15 protein-coding genes are annotated in these 17,007 nt (G+C 34.5%); 6 read left to right on the forward strand and 9 right to left on the reverse strand.

Going from position 1 to position 17,007, the window contains the following annotated elements; genetic code table 11:
• Positions 1-3: 3 nt before the first annotated feature.
• From rplB to rpsL, 8 genes are all read right to left on the reverse strand, one after another.
• Positions 4-828, reverse strand: coding sequence for a 50S ribosomal protein L2 (gene rplB / locus DFR66_RS01705; RefSeq protein WP_035668122.1), 825 nt, complete (start codon positions 826-828; stop codon positions 4-6).
• Between the two features lie 6 nt (positions 829-834).
• Positions 835-1,125, reverse strand: a complete 291-nt coding sequence (gene rplW, locus DFR66_RS01710; RefSeq protein WP_114753109.1) for a 50S ribosomal protein L23 — start codon at positions 1,123-1,125, stop codon at positions 835-837.
• Positions 1,126-1,131: 6 nt separating this feature from the next.
• Positions 1,132-1,761, reverse strand: coding sequence for a 50S ribosomal protein L4 (gene rplD / locus DFR66_RS01715; protein ID WP_091173690.1), 630 nt, complete (start codon positions 1,759-1,761; stop codon positions 1,132-1,134).
• Positions 1,761-2,378: a 50S ribosomal protein L3 gene (gene rplC, locus DFR66_RS01720; RefSeq protein ID WP_072945403.1), complete on the reverse strand. Its 618-nt coding sequence runs from the start codon at positions 2,376-2,378 to the stop codon at positions 1,761-1,763. Before rplC ends, rplD begins: the two co-directional genes overlap by 1 nt.
• 154 nt (positions 2,379-2,532) lie before the next feature.
• The gene (rpsJ, locus tag DFR66_RS01725) at positions 2,533-2,838 is read right to left on the reverse strand and encodes a 30S ribosomal protein S10 (protein ID WP_011963470.1); all 306 of its coding nucleotides are present in this window, start codon (positions 2,836-2,838) and stop codon (positions 2,533-2,535) included.
• Positions 2,839-2,849: 11 nt separating this feature from the next.
• A complete protein-coding gene (fusA, locus tag DFR66_RS01730) occupies positions 2,850-5,006 on the reverse strand; it encodes an elongation factor G (protein WP_114753110.1) in 2,157 nt (718 codons plus the stop codon).
• Positions 5,007-5,016: 10 nt separating this feature from the next.
• Complete coding sequence (rpsG, locus tag DFR66_RS01735; protein WP_035668130.1) at positions 5,017-5,493, reverse strand: 30S ribosomal protein S7; 477 nt, start codon at positions 5,491-5,493, stop codon at positions 5,017-5,019.
• A gap of 73 nt (positions 5,494-5,566) precedes the next feature.
• Positions 5,567-5,950 carry a 30S ribosomal protein S12 gene (gene rpsL, locus DFR66_RS01740; RefSeq protein WP_007136570.1) on the reverse strand — a complete coding sequence of 128 codons (384 nt, stop codon included), beginning with the start codon at positions 5,948-5,950 and terminating at the stop codon, positions 5,567-5,569.
• A gap of 180 nt (positions 5,951-6,130) precedes the next feature.
• Between rpsL and DFR66_RS01745 the strand changes: the two genes are divergently transcribed.
• The 5 genes from DFR66_RS01745 to rlmB all read left to right on the forward strand — a co-directional run bounded on the left by DFR66_RS01745 (position 6,131) and on the right by rlmB (position 14,564).
• Entirely contained in the window at positions 6,131-7,840 is a 1,710-nt protein-coding gene (locus DFR66_RS01745; protein ID WP_242008613.1) for an outer membrane protein assembly factor, read from the forward strand.
• A gap of 84 nt (positions 7,841-7,924) precedes the next feature.
• Complete coding sequence (locus DFR66_RS01750; RefSeq protein WP_114753111.1) at positions 7,925-11,116, forward strand: SusC/RagA family TonB-linked outer membrane protein; 3,192 nt, start codon at positions 7,925-7,927, stop codon at positions 11,114-11,116.
• A gap of 17 nt (positions 11,117-11,133) precedes the next feature.
• On the forward strand, positions 11,134-12,795 hold the full coding sequence (locus DFR66_RS01755) for a SusD/RagB family nutrient-binding outer membrane lipoprotein (protein ID WP_114753112.1): 1,662 nt from the start codon (positions 11,134-11,136) through the stop codon (positions 12,793-12,795).
• Between the two features lie 13 nt (positions 12,796-12,808).
• Positions 12,809-13,762, forward strand: coding sequence for a hypothetical protein (locus DFR66_RS01760; protein WP_114753113.1), 954 nt, complete (start codon positions 12,809-12,811; stop codon positions 13,760-13,762).
• A gap of 67 nt (positions 13,763-13,829) precedes the next feature.
• Positions 13,830-14,564 carry a 23S rRNA (guanosine(2251)-2'-O)-methyltransferase RlmB gene (gene rlmB, locus DFR66_RS01765; protein WP_114753114.1) on the forward strand — a complete coding sequence of 245 codons (735 nt, stop codon included), beginning with the start codon at positions 13,830-13,832 and terminating at the stop codon, positions 14,562-14,564.
• Between the two features lie 57 nt (positions 14,565-14,621).
• Here the strand turns inward: rlmB and DFR66_RS01770 are convergent, their stop codons facing one another.
• A complete protein-coding gene (locus tag DFR66_RS01770) occupies positions 14,622-15,410 on the reverse strand; it encodes a rhomboid family intramembrane serine protease (RefSeq protein ID WP_114753115.1) in 789 nt (262 codons plus the stop codon).
• Positions 15,411-15,686: 276 nt separating this feature from the next.
• Here DFR66_RS01770 and DFR66_RS01775 point away from each other — a divergent pair, with 276 nt between their 5' ends.
• Positions 15,687-16,964: a replication-associated recombination protein A gene (locus tag DFR66_RS01775; RefSeq protein ID WP_114753116.1), complete on the forward strand. Its 1,278-nt coding sequence runs from the start codon at positions 15,687-15,689 to the stop codon at positions 16,962-16,964.
• Positions 16,965-17,007 lie beyond the last annotated feature (43 nt).

Below are 17,007 nucleotides of genomic sequence, written 5' to 3' on the forward strand. Positions count from 1 at the left end.
TTATTATTTCTTTCTACGTTCTACGATATACTTGTTACTCGGGTTTTTCTTAGAACGAGTTCTATAACCTTTAGCTGGTATTCCATTCCTTGAACGTGGATGTCCACCAGAAGAACGTCCTTCACCACCACCCATTGGGTGATCGACAGGGTTCATTGCAACAGGTCTTGTTCTAGGTCTTCTTCCTAACCATCTTGTTCTACCTGCTTTACCAGATACAACCAATTGGTGGTCAGAATTAGAAACCGCACCAATTGTAGCCGAACATGTCAACAAGATTAATCTTGTTTCACCAGAAGGCATTTTAATTGTTGCATATTTTCCATCTCTTGCCATTAATTGAGCAAAAGTTCCAGCTGAACGAGCAATTACTGCTCCTTGACCTGGTCTCAATTCGATACAAGAAATTACAGTTCCTAGTGGAACTCTACTTAAAGGTAAGGTATTACCAATTTCTGGTTGAGATTCTGGACCAGAAACTAATTTCTGACCAACTTTCAATCCATTTTGAGCAATAACATACGTTTTCTCACCATCAGCATACGCTAACAATGCGATAAAAGCAGTACGATTTGGATCATATTCAATTGATTTCACTGTAGCTGGAATTCCTTCTTTTGTACGTTTGAAATCAATGATACGATATCTCTGCTTATGACCACCACCCGTATAACGCATGGTCATCTTTCCTTGACTATTTCTACCACCAGAGTTTTTTATCGGCGCTATCAAAGAGCGTTCCGGCTTATCAGTTGTAATGGCGTCATAACCATTCACAACTCTAAATCGCTGACCTGGGGTAATAGGTTTTAATTTTCTTACTGACATTTTATCTTAGATATTGTTGTAAAAATCAATTGTTTCTCCTTCTTGTACTTGAACAATTGCTTTTTTAATTGCATTCGTCTTTCCACTGATTAAACCACTTTTAGTGTATTTTGTAGTTCTATCCGGTCTTACGTTCATCGTGTTAACACTCAAAATAGTTACTCCATAAGCAGCTTCAACAGCTTTCTTAATTTGTACTTTGTTTGCTTTTTGGTCAACAACGAATCCGAAGCGGTTTAAAACTTCACTTTCTTTGGTTACTTTTTCCGTTACTATAGGCTTAATTATGATGCTCATATCCTATTATTTACTTAAATTTTCTTCAATTATCTCCAAAGAACTCTCTAGAAGCACTAAATTATTAGCGTTTAATATAGCGTAAGTGCTTAATTCTAAACTACTTACAACGCTAGAGCCTTTTAAATTGCGTGACGACAAATATACATTTTTATTTACATCACCCAACACAAATAGGGATTTTTTATTCTCTAACTCTAAAGCTTTCAAAACGTTGATGAAATTTTTAGTGTTTGGAGTTTCAAAATTAAAGTCTTCAAGAACGATAATGTTCGACTCTTTAGCTTTAATTGAGAAAGCTGATTTTCTAGCCAAACGTTTCAAGCTTTTATTCAATTTGAATGAATAACTTCTTGGTCTTGGACCGAAAACAGTTCCACCACCTTTAAACAATGGATTCTTTGCACTACCCGCACGAGCAGTACCAGTTCCTTTTTGTTTTTTTATCTTACGAGTACTTCCCGCAACCTCAGCTCTTTCTTTAGCTTTGTGCGTCCCTTGTCTTTGATTAGCAAGATATTGCTTAACATCAAGGTATACTGCATGATTATTTGGTTCTATACCAAATACTGAATCAGAAAGTTGAACTTTTCTTCCAGTATCTTTTCCGTTGAAATCTAATACTTTTGCTTCCATTACTTCTGAATGATTACATAAGAGTTGTTATGACCAGGAACACATCCTTTAATAACAAGTAGGTTCTTTTCAGCAACTACTTTTAAAACTCTAAGGTTTTGAACTTTTACATTGTCTCCTCCCATACGTCCAGCCATACGCATTCCTTTGAATACTCTAGATGGATAAGAAGAAGCTCCTACAGAACCAGGCGCTCTTAAACGGTTGTGTTGACCGTGAGTTGCTTGACCAACACCACCAAAACCGTGACGTTTAACAACCCCTTGAAAACCTTTACCTTTAGATACACCTTGTACATCTACAAATTCTCCTTCAGCAAAAATAGAAACATCAATAAGATCTCCTAATTTTTGTTCTGTTGCAAAATCTTGGAATTCAACGACTTTTTTCTTAGCTACAGTTCCCGCTTTTTTAAAGTGACCTAAAGCCGCTTTTGTGGAATGTTTCTCGTTTTTGTCATCGAAACCAAGTTGCAACGCTTCATACCCGTCAACACCTTTGGTTCTGACTTGGGTAACAACACATGGTCCAGCTTCGATTACTGTACAAGGAATATTCTTCCCGTTCTCGTCGAAAATGCTAGTCATGCCGATTTTTCTACCAATTAACCCAGACATAAATATTAATTATTAATTATTAAATATAAATATAGAACGCAGCTTTTAACCGAATCCTATTTTTTAAGTGGGTGCAAATGTATAACTTATTTACACACAAACCAAAAAAATATTTTTCGCTTAAAAACAGCGTTCCTTTTTACTCTTAAATTACTTAAACTTTGATCTCTACTTCAACCCCACTTGGCAATTCAAGTTTCATTAAAGCATCAATAGTTTTTGATGAAGATGAATAAATGTCAATTAATCTCTTGTATGACATTACTTCAAATTGCTCTCTCGCTTTTTTGTTAACGTGTGGAGAACGTAGTACTGTAAAAAGTTTTTTGTGAGTTGGCAATGGAATTGGTCCTGTAACAACTGCACCGGTACTTTTTACCGTTTTTACAATCTTCTCAGCAGACTTATCTACTAACATGTGATCGTAAGATTTTAATTTTATTCTGATTTTTTGACTCATTTTCTTAAAGATTATGCGTTTCCTTTTGCTTTTTTGATAACTGCTTCCGAAATATTAGAAGGCGTTTCAGAGTAGTGTGAAAATTCCATAGTAGATGTTGCTCTACCTGAAGAAAGTGTTCTTAACGTAGTAACGTAACCAAACATTTCAGATAACGGCACATCAGCCTTAATGGTTTTAGCACCAGCTCTATCACCCATATCATTCACCTGACCTCTACGACGGTTAATATCACCTACGATATCTCCCATGTTTTCCTCTGGTGTTATCACTTCCATTTTCATGATTGGCTCTAATATAACAGCACCAGCTGCTTTAGCTACCTCTCTATAACCCATTCTTGCCGCAAGCTCAAAAGAAAGTGCATCAGAATCCACAGGGTGGAAAGATCCGTCTAATAAAGTTACTTTCAAACTATCTACTTGGTATCCTGCTAAAGGACCAGTTTTCATAGCTTCTCTGAAACCTTTTTCAACTGATGGGATATATTCTTTAGGAACGTTACCACCTTTTACTGCATTTACAAACTGCAATCCAACTGGAGCTTTACCGTCAACTTCATCTGCTGGTTCAAGAATAAATACGATATCACCGAATTTACCACGACCTCCAGATTGTTTCTTGTATGTTTCTCTATGTTGTGCTTTCTTGGTAAAAGCTTCTTTATATTCAACTTGAGGCTCACCTTGATTTACTTCAACTTTGAATTCACGTCTCATTCTATCAACTAAGATATCTAAGTGAAGCTCACCCATACCTGAGATAATAGTTTGACCTGAAGCTTCATCTGTTCTAACAGTAAACGTTGGATCTTCTTCAGCTAACTTAGCTAAAGCCATACCCATTTTATCTACGTCAGCTTTAGTTTTAGGCTCAATTGCAATACCAATTACCGGAGCAGGGAATTTCATACTTTCTAAGATAATTGGGTTTTTTTCATCACACAATGTATCTCCAGTTTTAATATCTTTAAATCCAACTGCCGCCCCAATGTCACCTGCTTCGATATATTCGATTGGGTTTTGTTTGTTAGCATGCATTTGATAGATACGAGAAATTCTTTCTTTATTTCCTGAACGTGTGTTCAAAACATAAGAACCAGCATCTAAACGTCCTGAGTAAGCACGGAAGAAAGCTAAACGACCTACGAAAGGATCAGTAGCAATTTTAAATGCTAAAGCAGCGAATGGCTCTTTAACATCTGGCTTACGCAAAATTTTAGTTTGATCTTCTTCTAACAAATCAGCATCATCAGGATGAATTCCTTCGATACCATCTTTGTCCATTGGAGATGGCAAATATTTACATACCGCATCCAACATGAATTGAACTCCTTTGTTTTTGAAAGAAGAACCAGCGATCATAGGAATGATAGCCATATCCATAACAGCAGCTCTCAAAGCAATGTTGATTTCCTCCTCTGTTATAGAGTCTGGATCTTCCATGTACTTGTCAAGCAAATTCTCATCATAATCAGCAACTGCTTCGATAAGAATATCTCTGTATTCTTTAACTTCATCAACCATATCAGCAGGAATATCTACAACTTCATAAGTCGCACCCATTCCAGCATCATCCCAAACAATAGCTTGGTTTTTAACTAAATCAACTACACCTCTGAAATCATTTTCTTCACCAATAGGCAAAGTGATTGCAACTGCATTTGATTTTAACATATCTCTTACTTGTTGACAAACCATCAAAAAGTTAGAACCTTGTCTATCCATTTTATTAACGAATCCAATACGTGGAACTCTGTATTGATCTGCTAATCTCCAGTTAGTTTCTGACTGAGGCTCAACACCATCAACAGCACTAAATAAGAAAACTAAACCATCAAGTACACGTAACGAACGGTTTACTTCAACTGTAAAGTCAACGTGTCCCGGAGTATCGATAATATTAAAGTGATAAGGTAATGTTTCAGGTAAAATTTTACCTTGTGTAGTCGGAAAATTCCATTCACAAGTAGTAGCAGCAGAAGTAATTGTAATACCTCTTTCTTGCTCTTGTGCCATCCAGTCCATTGTTGCAGCACCATCATGTACTTCACCAATTTTGTGTGATTTTCCAGTATAGAATAAAATACGCTCAGTTGTTGTTGTTTTACCAGCATCAATGTGAGCAGCAATTCCTATATTTCTTGTGTATTTTAGATCTCTAGCCATTTCTTAAGAATTAAAATCTAAAGTGAGAGAAAGCTTTATTAGCTTCTGCCATTTTGTGAGTATCCATTCTTTTCTTAACAGCAGCTCCTTCTTCTTTAGCCGCAGCTAAACATTCTGAAGCTAACCTTTGAGCCATAGATTTTTCGTTTCTTCTTCTTGAATAAAGAATTAACCATTTCATCGCCATAGAAATTTTTCTATCTGGACGAATTTGCATTGGAATTTGGAATGTAGCTCCACCAACTCTACGACTACGCACTTCTACGTGTGGCATAACGTTAGTTAACGCATCTTTCCAAATTTCTAATGATGGTTTCTCTGCATCTTGTTTTTTAGACTCAATGATATCAATTGCATCATAAAATACTTTAAACGCTGTCGATTTTTTTCCATCCCACATTAAGTTGTTCACAAAACGTGTTACCAGTTGGTCATTAAACCTTGGATCTGGTAAAAGTGGTCTTTTCTTTGCCGCTCTTTTTCTCATGTCTTTTTTTTAATAAAAGGTCATACTTGCACAATTGTGATTAATCACATTACACACGAAATAACTTTTTAAATTACTTTTTTGCTTCTTTTGGGCGTTTTGCTCCGTACTTAGATCTTCTTTGCGTTCTTCCTGCTACTCCTGACGTATCAAGTGCACCACGAACGATGTGGTATCTAACTCCTGGTAAATCTTTTACCCTTCCACCCCTAACTAATACTATCGAGTGCTCTTGTAAATTGTGTCCTTCACCAGGGATGTAAGCATTCACTTCATTACCATTTGTCAAACGTACACGCGCTACTTTACGCATTGCAGAGTTTGGTTTTTTTGGTGTTGTAGTGTAAACACGCGTACAAACCCCTCTTCTTTGAGGACAAGAATCTAAAGCAACCGATTTACTCTTCTTAGTTATCTGAGTTCTTCCTGTTCTTACTAATTGTTGAATTGTTGGCATAATTAATACTAAAAATTTCTTATTATATTAAATTCCCGCTTTTTACGGGGTTGCAAATGTAGAAAATATTTTTTACTCTACAAACCTTAATCTATTAATTTTCAATAAGATTATTTTATCATTTGATTTTTATCACAAACAAGAGATATTTGCGTTACTTTTAATAAAACACTTACTCACTTGAAATTCTCAACTATTTTAATATTCTTTCTAATTATTTGCCTCAATTGTTCGGCGCAAAATTTCCGATTATTAATATCAGGAAGCAACCCATTAGAAACAAAAACAATAGACTCACTGAAATACAATACAATTCATAAGAATACGAAATCAATTAGTGAAGAGGTCATCATACTTTCGAAGAAATTATCTGATGTAGGCTACATAGATAACTCCAACACTAAATTTAACAAAGTAGACGACTCAACTTATACCGCTTATTTTACACTTGGAAAAAAAATCAAAACAATACATATATATATAGGTGAAAATTTAATTCTCGAAAATACAACTCAAACAAATAAAAAAAACGACACTATAAAATTACCATATTCAGAAATTAATTCTTTTCTAATAAAGACCGTTCAGAAATTAGAACAAAATGGATTTGCGTTAGCAAGACTGAAATTAACAAACATTAAAAGAGCCGGAAATAGAATCCTTGCCGATTTAAAACTTGAATCCGACAAAAAAAGAACACTAAACTCCATAATTGTAAATTACACAGAAAGCAACCGATCAAGTAAATTTCCAAATGGACATTTAGCACAAATCAATAGGAAGTATAAAAACAATGTATTTAATCAGAAAATAGCGGACGAAATTTATAATGATTTTGAAAAATTTGGATTTATTAACCAAGTTAAATATCCAGAAATTTTATTCACAGAAGACACTACAAAAGTTTACGTATATCTTGAAAATAAAAAATCAAATACTTTTGATGGATTTGTTGGATTTTCAAACAATGAAAACAATACAATCAAACTGAACGGGTACTTAGACGTGAAACTCGAAAACATTTTGGGTTCCGGAGAACAATTAGCTGTTTATTGGAAAAGCGATGGGAATGATCAAAAAACATTTAATGCTAGTATTGAACTTCCTTATTTACGCAAAACTCCAATAGGGTTAAAAGCAGGAATTCAATTATTTCGACAAGACAGTACTTTTCAAAACACAAAAACAACAATAGATCTAAGCTATTTTGCCAGTTATAATACCCGATTTTATTTGGGTTACCAAACAACAGAATCCAGCGACATTCAAAACTCAATAGACTCCTCAATAAGCGATTTTAGCAATTCATTTTTAACATCCAGTTTTAACTACACCAAAATTGATATAGGCAATTTGACTTTTCCGATAAAAACTCATGTATTTGTAACAGTAGGAACTGGAAAACGAGAAATCAACAATCAACTAGAAAACAACATAAAAAACAATCAGTTTTATATAAACATTCAAGCTTCACACAATTTTAATTTGAATAAAAAGAACATCATAAATATAAATAGTCAGAATAACTTCCTACAAAGTAATAGTTATATTATTAACGAACTCTTTCGTTTTGGAGGATTTAATAGCATAAGAGGCTTTACAGAAAACAGCCTACAAGCACATTTCCAGACCTCACTTCTAACTGAATATCGATATATGCTCTCACCTAATCTATACATACATTCAATACTAGATTACTGCATTTACAAGAACAAATCAAATATCGAAAACAAAGGAAATAACGAGGCACTCTTAGGTCTAGGACTAGGATTTGGAATACAAACAAAAAATGGCCTATTAAAATTTGCTATAGCAAATGGAACCCCCAAAAACCAACAAATTGAATTTTATAACACAATTGCACATATTAGTTATAATGTTAAATTTTAAATACAAAAAAAAATAGAGATTTATATATTAGGAAAATTAACAAATTATTATGATGTTTGCGAGACTAATCCAAAATATTAAAAAATGAAACTAAAGTTCAATGGAATCTTAGTACTATTAGTAGTACTTATGGCGCAACTAACTTTTGCGCAAGAAAGATCTGTTTCAGGTGTTGTTTCTGATAATGCAGGATTGCCTATACCAGGCGTGAGTGTATTAGTTAAAGGAACAAAGAATGGAACACAAACTGATTTTGATGGAAAATATTCTATCAAAGCTAGCCCAAATGAGACACTTGTATTTAGCTACATTGGTATGAAAAGCGAAGAGCTTCTCGCAAAATCAGCTAATTTAAATGTGAAAATGCAAAGTACTGCAATGGAGCTAGAAAGTGTTGTAATTACAGCTCAAGGTATCAAAAGAGAAAAAAAGGCTCTAGGTTATGCTGTGAGCGAGATAAAATCTGCCGATATTGAGCAAAGAGCAGAAGGAGATGTTGCAAGAGTTCTAACTGGAAAAGCATCTGGGGTTAATATTAACCAAACTAGTGGTATTTCCGGATCTGGTACAAACATCAACATTCGTGGTTTAAACTCGATTTCAGGTAACACACAACCTTTATTTATTGTTGATGGTGTGCCTTTTGCAAGTGACACTAATGCATCAGGAAATTTCGCTGATGGAAACTCTGGTTCAAGTCGTTTTCTAGATTTAGACCCAAACAACATCGCAAACGTAAACATCCTTAAAGGATATGCAGCAACTACACTTTATGGTACTGCCGGTAGAAATGGAGTAATTTTAATTACAACAAAAGGTGGTGCAAATAAAAAAGGAGCTAAAAAGAACGAAATAACAGTAAATCAATCTTTATTTTTTAATGAGATAGCTTCATTACCTGATTATCAAAACACATTTGGTAATGGATTTGATCAGACTTATGGAAATTTCTTTTCAAACTGGGGTCCAGGTTTTTATAAAGATGGCCTAGGTGGTTATGCTGCACAAGGTTCTAACATCGCAGCTGATGGTACCATATTACACCCTTACAGCAGAGCAAGTTTAGCAACTGTATTCCCAGAATATCAAGGACAAAGAATTCCTTTTGAAGCACGACCAAATAATGTTAAAGACTTTTTTAGAACTGGTGCTGTAATTAATACTAGCGTAAATTTAGCAGGAGCATCGGATGATGGCAACACCTCTTACAACTTCAACTTTGGAAATTTAAATGATGAAGGTTTTACACCAGGTAACGTTCTTAAAAGAACTTCTTTTAGTGCTGGTGGAATATCTAAATTAAGTAATAAATTTACTATCAGTGGAACAATGAACTTCTCAAGAACTGACTTTTTGACTCCTCCGGTAGCAAGAAGTAATGGTTCTGGTGTTGCAGGTGCTGGTTTATCTATTTTTGCTGATATCTTTTACACTCCACGAAATGTAGATTTGCAAAACTGGCCTTATCAACATCCAGTTACAGGTGAAAATTTAAGTTATCGTTCTGGAAATGATATTGTGAACCCATACTGGACACTTAATAACTCATCTGTACGTCAAATTACAAATAGAACATTTGGTAATACGGCATTAAGTTATGATATCAATGACAATTTAAAATTAAACTATAGAGTTGGTTTCGATTTCTACAATGAGCGCAACAGTTCTTACACTAATGTTGGAGCACCTAGAGGACCAGTTTTAGGAAATTACAGAACTTTTGACAACAACAATTTAATTTGGGATCACAATATAATGCTTAATGGTAATTACCAATTAACAGATAAAATTGGACTTAATTTCACAGCTGGAGCTACATCAAGATTTCAAGCTTATGATCGTCAAGGGGTAAATAGTGTTGGGCAACTAATTTTTGGTGTACAAAGACACTATAACTTTACTACACAATCTCCAATACAATACTCTGAGAATAAAAATATTGTTGGTGTGTATGGCTTAGCAGAATTTGATTACGAAAAGTATTTGTATTTAAATTTATCAACTAGAACTGACTGGGTTTCTAATACTTTTATTAATAGCATCACTTATCCAGCAGGTAGTATCTCTTTCATCCCAACGGAAGCATTCGACAATTTAAAAAGTACTAATGGACTAAATTTCCTAAAATTAAGAGCAAGTTACGGAACATCAGCAGGTTTTGCAGATTCTTACCCAGTATCAAACAACTTAGATTTATCGGCTAGAGACTTCTCTGACGCTAATGGAGTTGTTAATCCTTCTCTACAAGCTAGTTCAAGATTAGGAAATGCAAATTTAAAACCAGAATTACTTTCAGAATATGAATTCGGTTTTGACTCTAAATTCTTTGATAACAGAATAGGATTAAACGCTTCTTATTTCTTAAGAACAACTAAAAACTTAATCACTGAAACCCCTATTGATCCTTCATCTGGTTTTTCTAGTATTTATACTAATATTGGAGAGTTAAGAGGTAATGGTATAGAAGTAGATTTAGATTTACACCTAGTAAAAAACAACGACAAAGGTTTCAATTGGGAATTGTCTTCTAACTTCTTTAAAGGAGAAATGATTGTAAAAGATCTAGGAGAGTTAGAAAGAATAACAATAGCTGGTTTTACTAATTTAGGTAACCAAGCTATAGAGGGAGAACAAATAGGTGTTATGGTTGGATCTAGAGTAAGAAGAGATGCTAATGGTAATTTTGTGGTTAACAGTGTTGGAGATTATGCTGTTGAAGCAGGACCTTTTATCATAGGTAATCCAAATCCTGACTTTACATTAAATACTACAAACACTTTCTCTTATAAAAATATAAACTTAAACTTTTTGATAAGTTATGTAAGTGGTGGAGACGTATATTCTCAAACTACAGCAGCTTTATTAGGTAGAGGTTTGACAACAGACACAGTAGACAGACTACAATCATTTACTCTACCTGGTGTAAAAGAAGATGGCACACCAAACGATTTGCAAATTAACAACTCTACTTACTACTTTAATAACGTTGCATTTGGTCCTGATGAATTAAGTGTATATGATGGATCGGTAATTCGATTAAACGAAGTATCTTTAGGGTATAATTTCCCAGCAAAAATGATTGAAAGAACACCTTTTGGAAGCATCAGCTTCAGTGTTTCAGGATATAATCTTTACTATAATGCCTTCAATACTCCTAAAGGTGTAAACTTTGATCCAAACGTAGTTGGTACTGGAGTAGGTAATGGTAGAGGTTTTGATTTCTTAAACGGACCTAGCGGTAAAAGATATGGTTTTAGCATTAAAGCTACATTCTAAAAATTTAATAAACAATTATGAAAAAAATAATAAAAACAACAGGTTTACTTATTGCAATAATAAGTATGGTGACGTTTACCTCATGTGAAACCACTGAACTAAATCTGACAGATGATCCAAATGCAGCTTCAGCAACAGCTGCTGATCCAGACTTACTTTTAAACAAAGTTCAAGTACAATTTGCAGGTACTATGCAAAATTTTGGTACTGTAGGATCAGAAGTAAGTAGACTAAAATGGATGTTTGGTCGTAATTACCAAGATGATGCTTATAGTGCAAGTACATTCAATGGTGATTGGACAAGTTCGTATGCTGTTATTTTAAAAAATAATAGAATTATGAATCCTATAGCTGCTGAAAGAGGATTAACAAAACATATCGCTATTGGGCAAGTAATTGAAGCTTACACTTTAATTACATTGGTAGATTTCTTTGGTGATATACCGTATAGTGAAGCACTAGACGTTAACAATTTAAATCCTAAGCTTGATTCAGGGAAAGATGTTTACGAAGCGGCACTTGATTTATTAGACAAATCAATTGTTAATTTTAACGCATCTGCGACTTCAAATCCTAAAATAGACTTTTACTATAACAAAAGTTGGGCTAAATGGATTAAACTAGCAAACACATTAAAACTAAAAATTTATTTGCAAACTAGATTAGTGGATGCAACTGCCATCAGTAAATTTAATGCTATAATAGCTACAGGTTCATTCATTGGAACTGGTGAAGACTTTGAATTCAACTGGGGTACAAGCAATGCAAATCCAGACTCCAGACATCCAGCATATGTTGAAAATTATACGCCTTCTGGTGTTGAAGCTGGATACCAAGCTAACTGGTTAATGAATGAAATGAAAAATGGTAAAACAACTCAAGACCCTAGAATGAGATACTATTTTTACAGACAAGTAAATACTGTTCCTGTAAACGAGCAAGATTTGAGATGTTCTGTAGAACCAGCACCTGCTCATTATGACGCTGGTGGACACGTATATTGTAGAATAGATGCAGACCAAGGATATTGGGGAAGAGATCACGGAAATGATGAAGGTATACCAAATGACAGAACTAAAAGAACTGCTGTAGGAGTTTATCCTGCAGGTGGTAAATTCGATGACAATACATTTAGAGCAATCAATAATGTATCTTTCGGAGCGAATGGAGCAGGTACTACTCCAATTGTTTTGGCTTCAACTGTAGATTTCTGGAGAGCAGAAGCAGCTTTATCACCAGGAGGAACTGGAGATGCAAGGTCTTTTATGACTGCCGGTATTCAAAAATCTATAACTAAAGTTAGAGGATTTATAACTAGAGATAAAACAGCTATCACATCGTTTGCGCCTGCATTATCTGTTGACAACTTGTACATTACTGCTGTTCAAGACAAATACGATGCTGCTGTTTCAAATGCTAATAAATTAGATGTTGTAATTACAGAATTCTTTATTTCTCTTTTCGGAAATGGTACAGATGCTTACAATGCATACAGAAGAACTGGATTCCCAAGAAAAATGCAGCCAAATATTGATGAAAAAGCAGATGGATTCATCCGTTCTTTCTTATATCCTGCTGATGTTACTGGAACGAATCCAAATATAAAACAAAAAGCAAAAGTAACGCAACGAGTGTTCTGGGATAACAACCCTGAAACTGGATTCCCAATTGGTAACTAAATAAAAAACGATCATGAAAAAAATAATTATTTCTTTATGTGTTTTACTATCTTCGACATTATTTTTCTCTTGTAGCGAAGGAGATAATCCGATAGATTATGTATTAGAAAACACACAAAATGGTGGTGGAAATTTACGTACCATCAAAGTAGACAATCCAAGTATTGCTACAGGTGATGCAAACGCAAAATTCCAAGTAAATTTAGAAGTGCAGGATGCAAATGATGGTCAGAATACAGAACGAATTGATGTCTATGTTAGATTTATAGACAATTCAGCAGGTAATGGTAGTAATCCAAAAACTGAAGCTTTACTAAAATCAATTCCAGCTTCTGCATTTACAGCTGGTACGAGAGAACTACCTTTTGCAACTGTATCAGTATCTATTGCTGAACTTAAAACAAAGTTTGCTTTGACAGATTCGCAATACACTGGAGGAGATGTGTTTGTTATCAGATTGGCACAAGTTTTAAAAGATGGTAGAATTTTTACTAGAGCTAATTCTAACTCTAATATTGTAGGTGGAGCTTATTTTAATTCTCCATTTCAATACAATGCCAATGTGGTTTGTCCTATAACTGAAAGTTTAGCTGGAACGCATACATTCGTGACAACAAATATGAAAGCTGCAGGTGCTGCTTGTGGAACATCCGTGTCTGGATCAGTAGTTTTTGGAGCAACGGCAACGCCTGGAGTATATACAATAAGTGATTTATCATTTGGTATGTTCGGATCAAGTTGTTACGGAGACAATCCTGCTTTTAGCGCAAGTTCACGTGTAACATGGTTTTGTAGTAACTTAATTGCAAGTGGAACTGATCAATATGGTGACTCTTATACATACACTATAGTAGCCGCTGCTGGTCCAACAATAACTATCAACTGGCGTAGTACATACAACGATTCAGGAACAACAGTATTGACAAGACAAGGTGGAGCAAATTGGCCTACTGATTTTATGAGATAATCACATCCAATTAAAACATTGAAACCATCCTATTTTTTAGGGTGGTTTTTTTTTATATCTTTGCAACATGGAAAAAGAACATCAAATATTTGGAATTAGAGCGATAATTGAAGCTATACAAGCAGGCGCAACAGTAGATAAAGTATACATTCAGAAGGAAGCGAGCAGCGAACTAATGAAAGACTTAATGAAAGTGATGAAGCGCGGAAACATCAACTTTTCCTATGTTCCTGTTGAAAAACTAAACCGATTGACTCCTAACAATCATCAAGGTGCAGTAGCTACAATATCTCCAATTTCGTTTTTTGACTTAGAATCTTTGATAGAAACGGTAATCGAAAATGGTAAAAAACCTTTGTTTTTGATATTAGATCAAATATCTGATGCGCGTAATTTTGGTGCTATCATCAGAACTGCCGAATGTACTGGAGTAAATGGAATCATTGTTCAAAAAGCAGGATCAGCTCCTGTTAATGGCGATACTGTAAAAACATCTGCTGGAGCAGTTTTCAACATCCCAATTTGTAAAGTTGAACACATAAAGGACGCCATTTTTCTTTTACAAGCTAGTGGAATAAAAACTGTGGCTGCAACAGAAAAGACAGATCAAAATATTTATGACATTTCGTTAAATGAACCTATTGCAATCATTATGGGTTCTGAGGATCGTGGTGTAAACCCGTCAGTCCTAAAAATTGTAGATGAAAAAGCAAAACTTCCAATGTTTGGTACTATTGGTTCATTAAATGTATCTGTAGCTTGTGGCGCATTTTTATATGAAGCAGTGAGACAAAGATCTTAGATTTCTACTTTTTAGATTTTAATAATATCACACAATAATAAATCAATTGAAAATGAATTAAGACTCCGGTTTTGATTCATTTTTTTCATTTGTTACAACTTCATAATTTACCTTCAAAACAGAAGTAAAGTATGTTGATGATTCCTCTAGTTCATCAAAAAATTCAAGTTTAGGTAAATCAACAAAATTACCATTAGCATCAAAACGCTGCATAAATTTATCATCAGAAGGATCGAAATCTGGATGTTCCCAATCATATTTTATGATTTTTTTATACTCAGGAGTTTTATAAATAAACGAAAGAATTAAACCTGTCATCAACCCTGCTAAATGACCTTCCCAAGATATAGAATTTTCGCCTTGCACAGCTGGGGTAGGGAAAACATACCAGACCAACCCGCCATATACAACAATAACAGCAAGAGACAATGCCACAAGACGACTATACTTTGTCTGAATACCTTTAAAAAAAACAAAACTAAAAAGTACATATATCAATCCGCTGGCACCGATATGATAATTATCTCTGCCGATGATCCAAGTAATAAATCCTGACAAAATAATCCCGTAACCGATGACGTGCAATGACTGTTTAGCATAAAAAAACTGCAAGGCAGCTAAAAGTATCAATAGCGGAAAAGAATTATTATACAAATGTTTCATGTCTGCATGAATAAAAGGACTAAAAATAATCCCTTGTAAACCTGAAATAGTTCGAGGGTAAATACCGTTTTGAATAAAGTCAAAATCAAACCTGATTTCAAGCCAAAAGACAAACCACAGCGACACCACAAAAAAAAGAGGTAGTCCAATAACTGCATTGGTGAATTTGAAATGTTTATCCATGAATAACGAAATATTTTATGTTTTGATTCTAATTCAAATACTTGTCCAAAAAAAATTTAATGCTATTTTGTCATAAAACTTACAAAAAAAATAAATAAACCACCAAATTCCTAGCCCAGATGATCTCGAAGTCTCGGGAGGCATCCTTTTTTTCTCGCTATAATAACGAGATATAAAAATATAGTATATCCCGAAACTTCGGGAGAAACAGCTCATAAAAAACAAACTTTACCCTAAGCAAACTGTTGCAAATTAAAAAAACTGTAATTTTACGCAATGGAAGCACCTCTTGCAGAACGAATACGACCACAAAAATTAGAAGACTACATCAGTCAATCCCATCTTGTAGGGCCAAATGGTTCCTTGACGCAACAAATTGCAAAAGGGATAATTCCGTCATTAATTTTCTGGGGCCCACCAGGAACTGGAAAAACTACTTTGGCACAAATTATTACTCAAGAATCAAAACGACCATTTTATATTTTGAGTGCCATCAATTCAGGTGTTAAAGATATTCGTGACGTGATTGAAAAGGCAAAACAAAGTGGCGGTTTGTTTACTGCTAAAAACCCTATTTTATTTATCGATGAGATTCATCGTTTTAGTAAATCGCAACAAGACTCTTTGTTAGCAGCAGTAGAAAAAGGTTGGATTACACTTATTGGTGCCACAACAGAAAACCCCAGTTTTGAAGTAATCCCTGCATTACTCTCTCGTTGTCAAGTCTATATTTTGAATGCTTTTACCAAAAAAGATTTAGAGTCACTCTTAGAACGCGCAATGAAAACAGACATCTATTTGTCTACAAAAAATATTATTTTAAGTGAAACTGAGGCTTTATTGAGACTTTCCGGAGGCGATGGACGAAAACTATTAAATATTTTTGAACTTGTTGTAAATGCGTCTAATGAAGACGAAATTATTATCACAAATGATCTAGTTTTCTCATTAGTACAACAAAATACCGTTTTGTATGACAAAACAGGCGAACAACATTATGACATTGTTTCTGCTTTTATAAAATCCATACGGGGAAGTGATCCAAATGGCGCTGTCTATTGGCTCGCCCGAATGATTGAAGGCGGTGAAGATGTGAAATTTATAGCACGAAGGATGTTAATTTTAAGCAGCGAAGATATAGGAAATGCGAATCCAACGGCATTTATAATGGCTAACAATACTTTTCAGGCTGTGGCTACCATTGGCTATCCTGAAAGTAGAATTATTTTAAGTCAATGCGCCGTTTACCTTGCTACTTCGCCTAAAAGTAACGCTTCATACTTGGCCATAGGAACGGCTCAACAACTTGTAAAACAAACTGGAGATTTACCCGTACCTATTCACCTGCGCAATGCACCTACAAAATTGATGAAAGAATTGGGATATGGTGAGGAATATAAATATGCTCATGATTATACCAATAATTTTGCTGAACAAGAATTTTTACCAGAATCATTAAGCAAAACACCTATATATACTCCCGGAAACAACTCTAGAGAAAACACTATTCGGGAATTTCTTAAAAACCGTTGGAAAGATAAATACGGTTATTAAATTCATACCATAAAAAAGATGCATTTATTTCTAAAGGCGTCTT

Origin of the sequence: Flavobacterium glaciei (genome assembly GCF_003350545.1) — a bacterium.
GTDB classification, from domain to species: Bacteria; Bacteroidota; Bacteroidia; order Flavobacteriales; family Flavobacteriaceae; genus Flavobacterium; species Flavobacterium glaciei.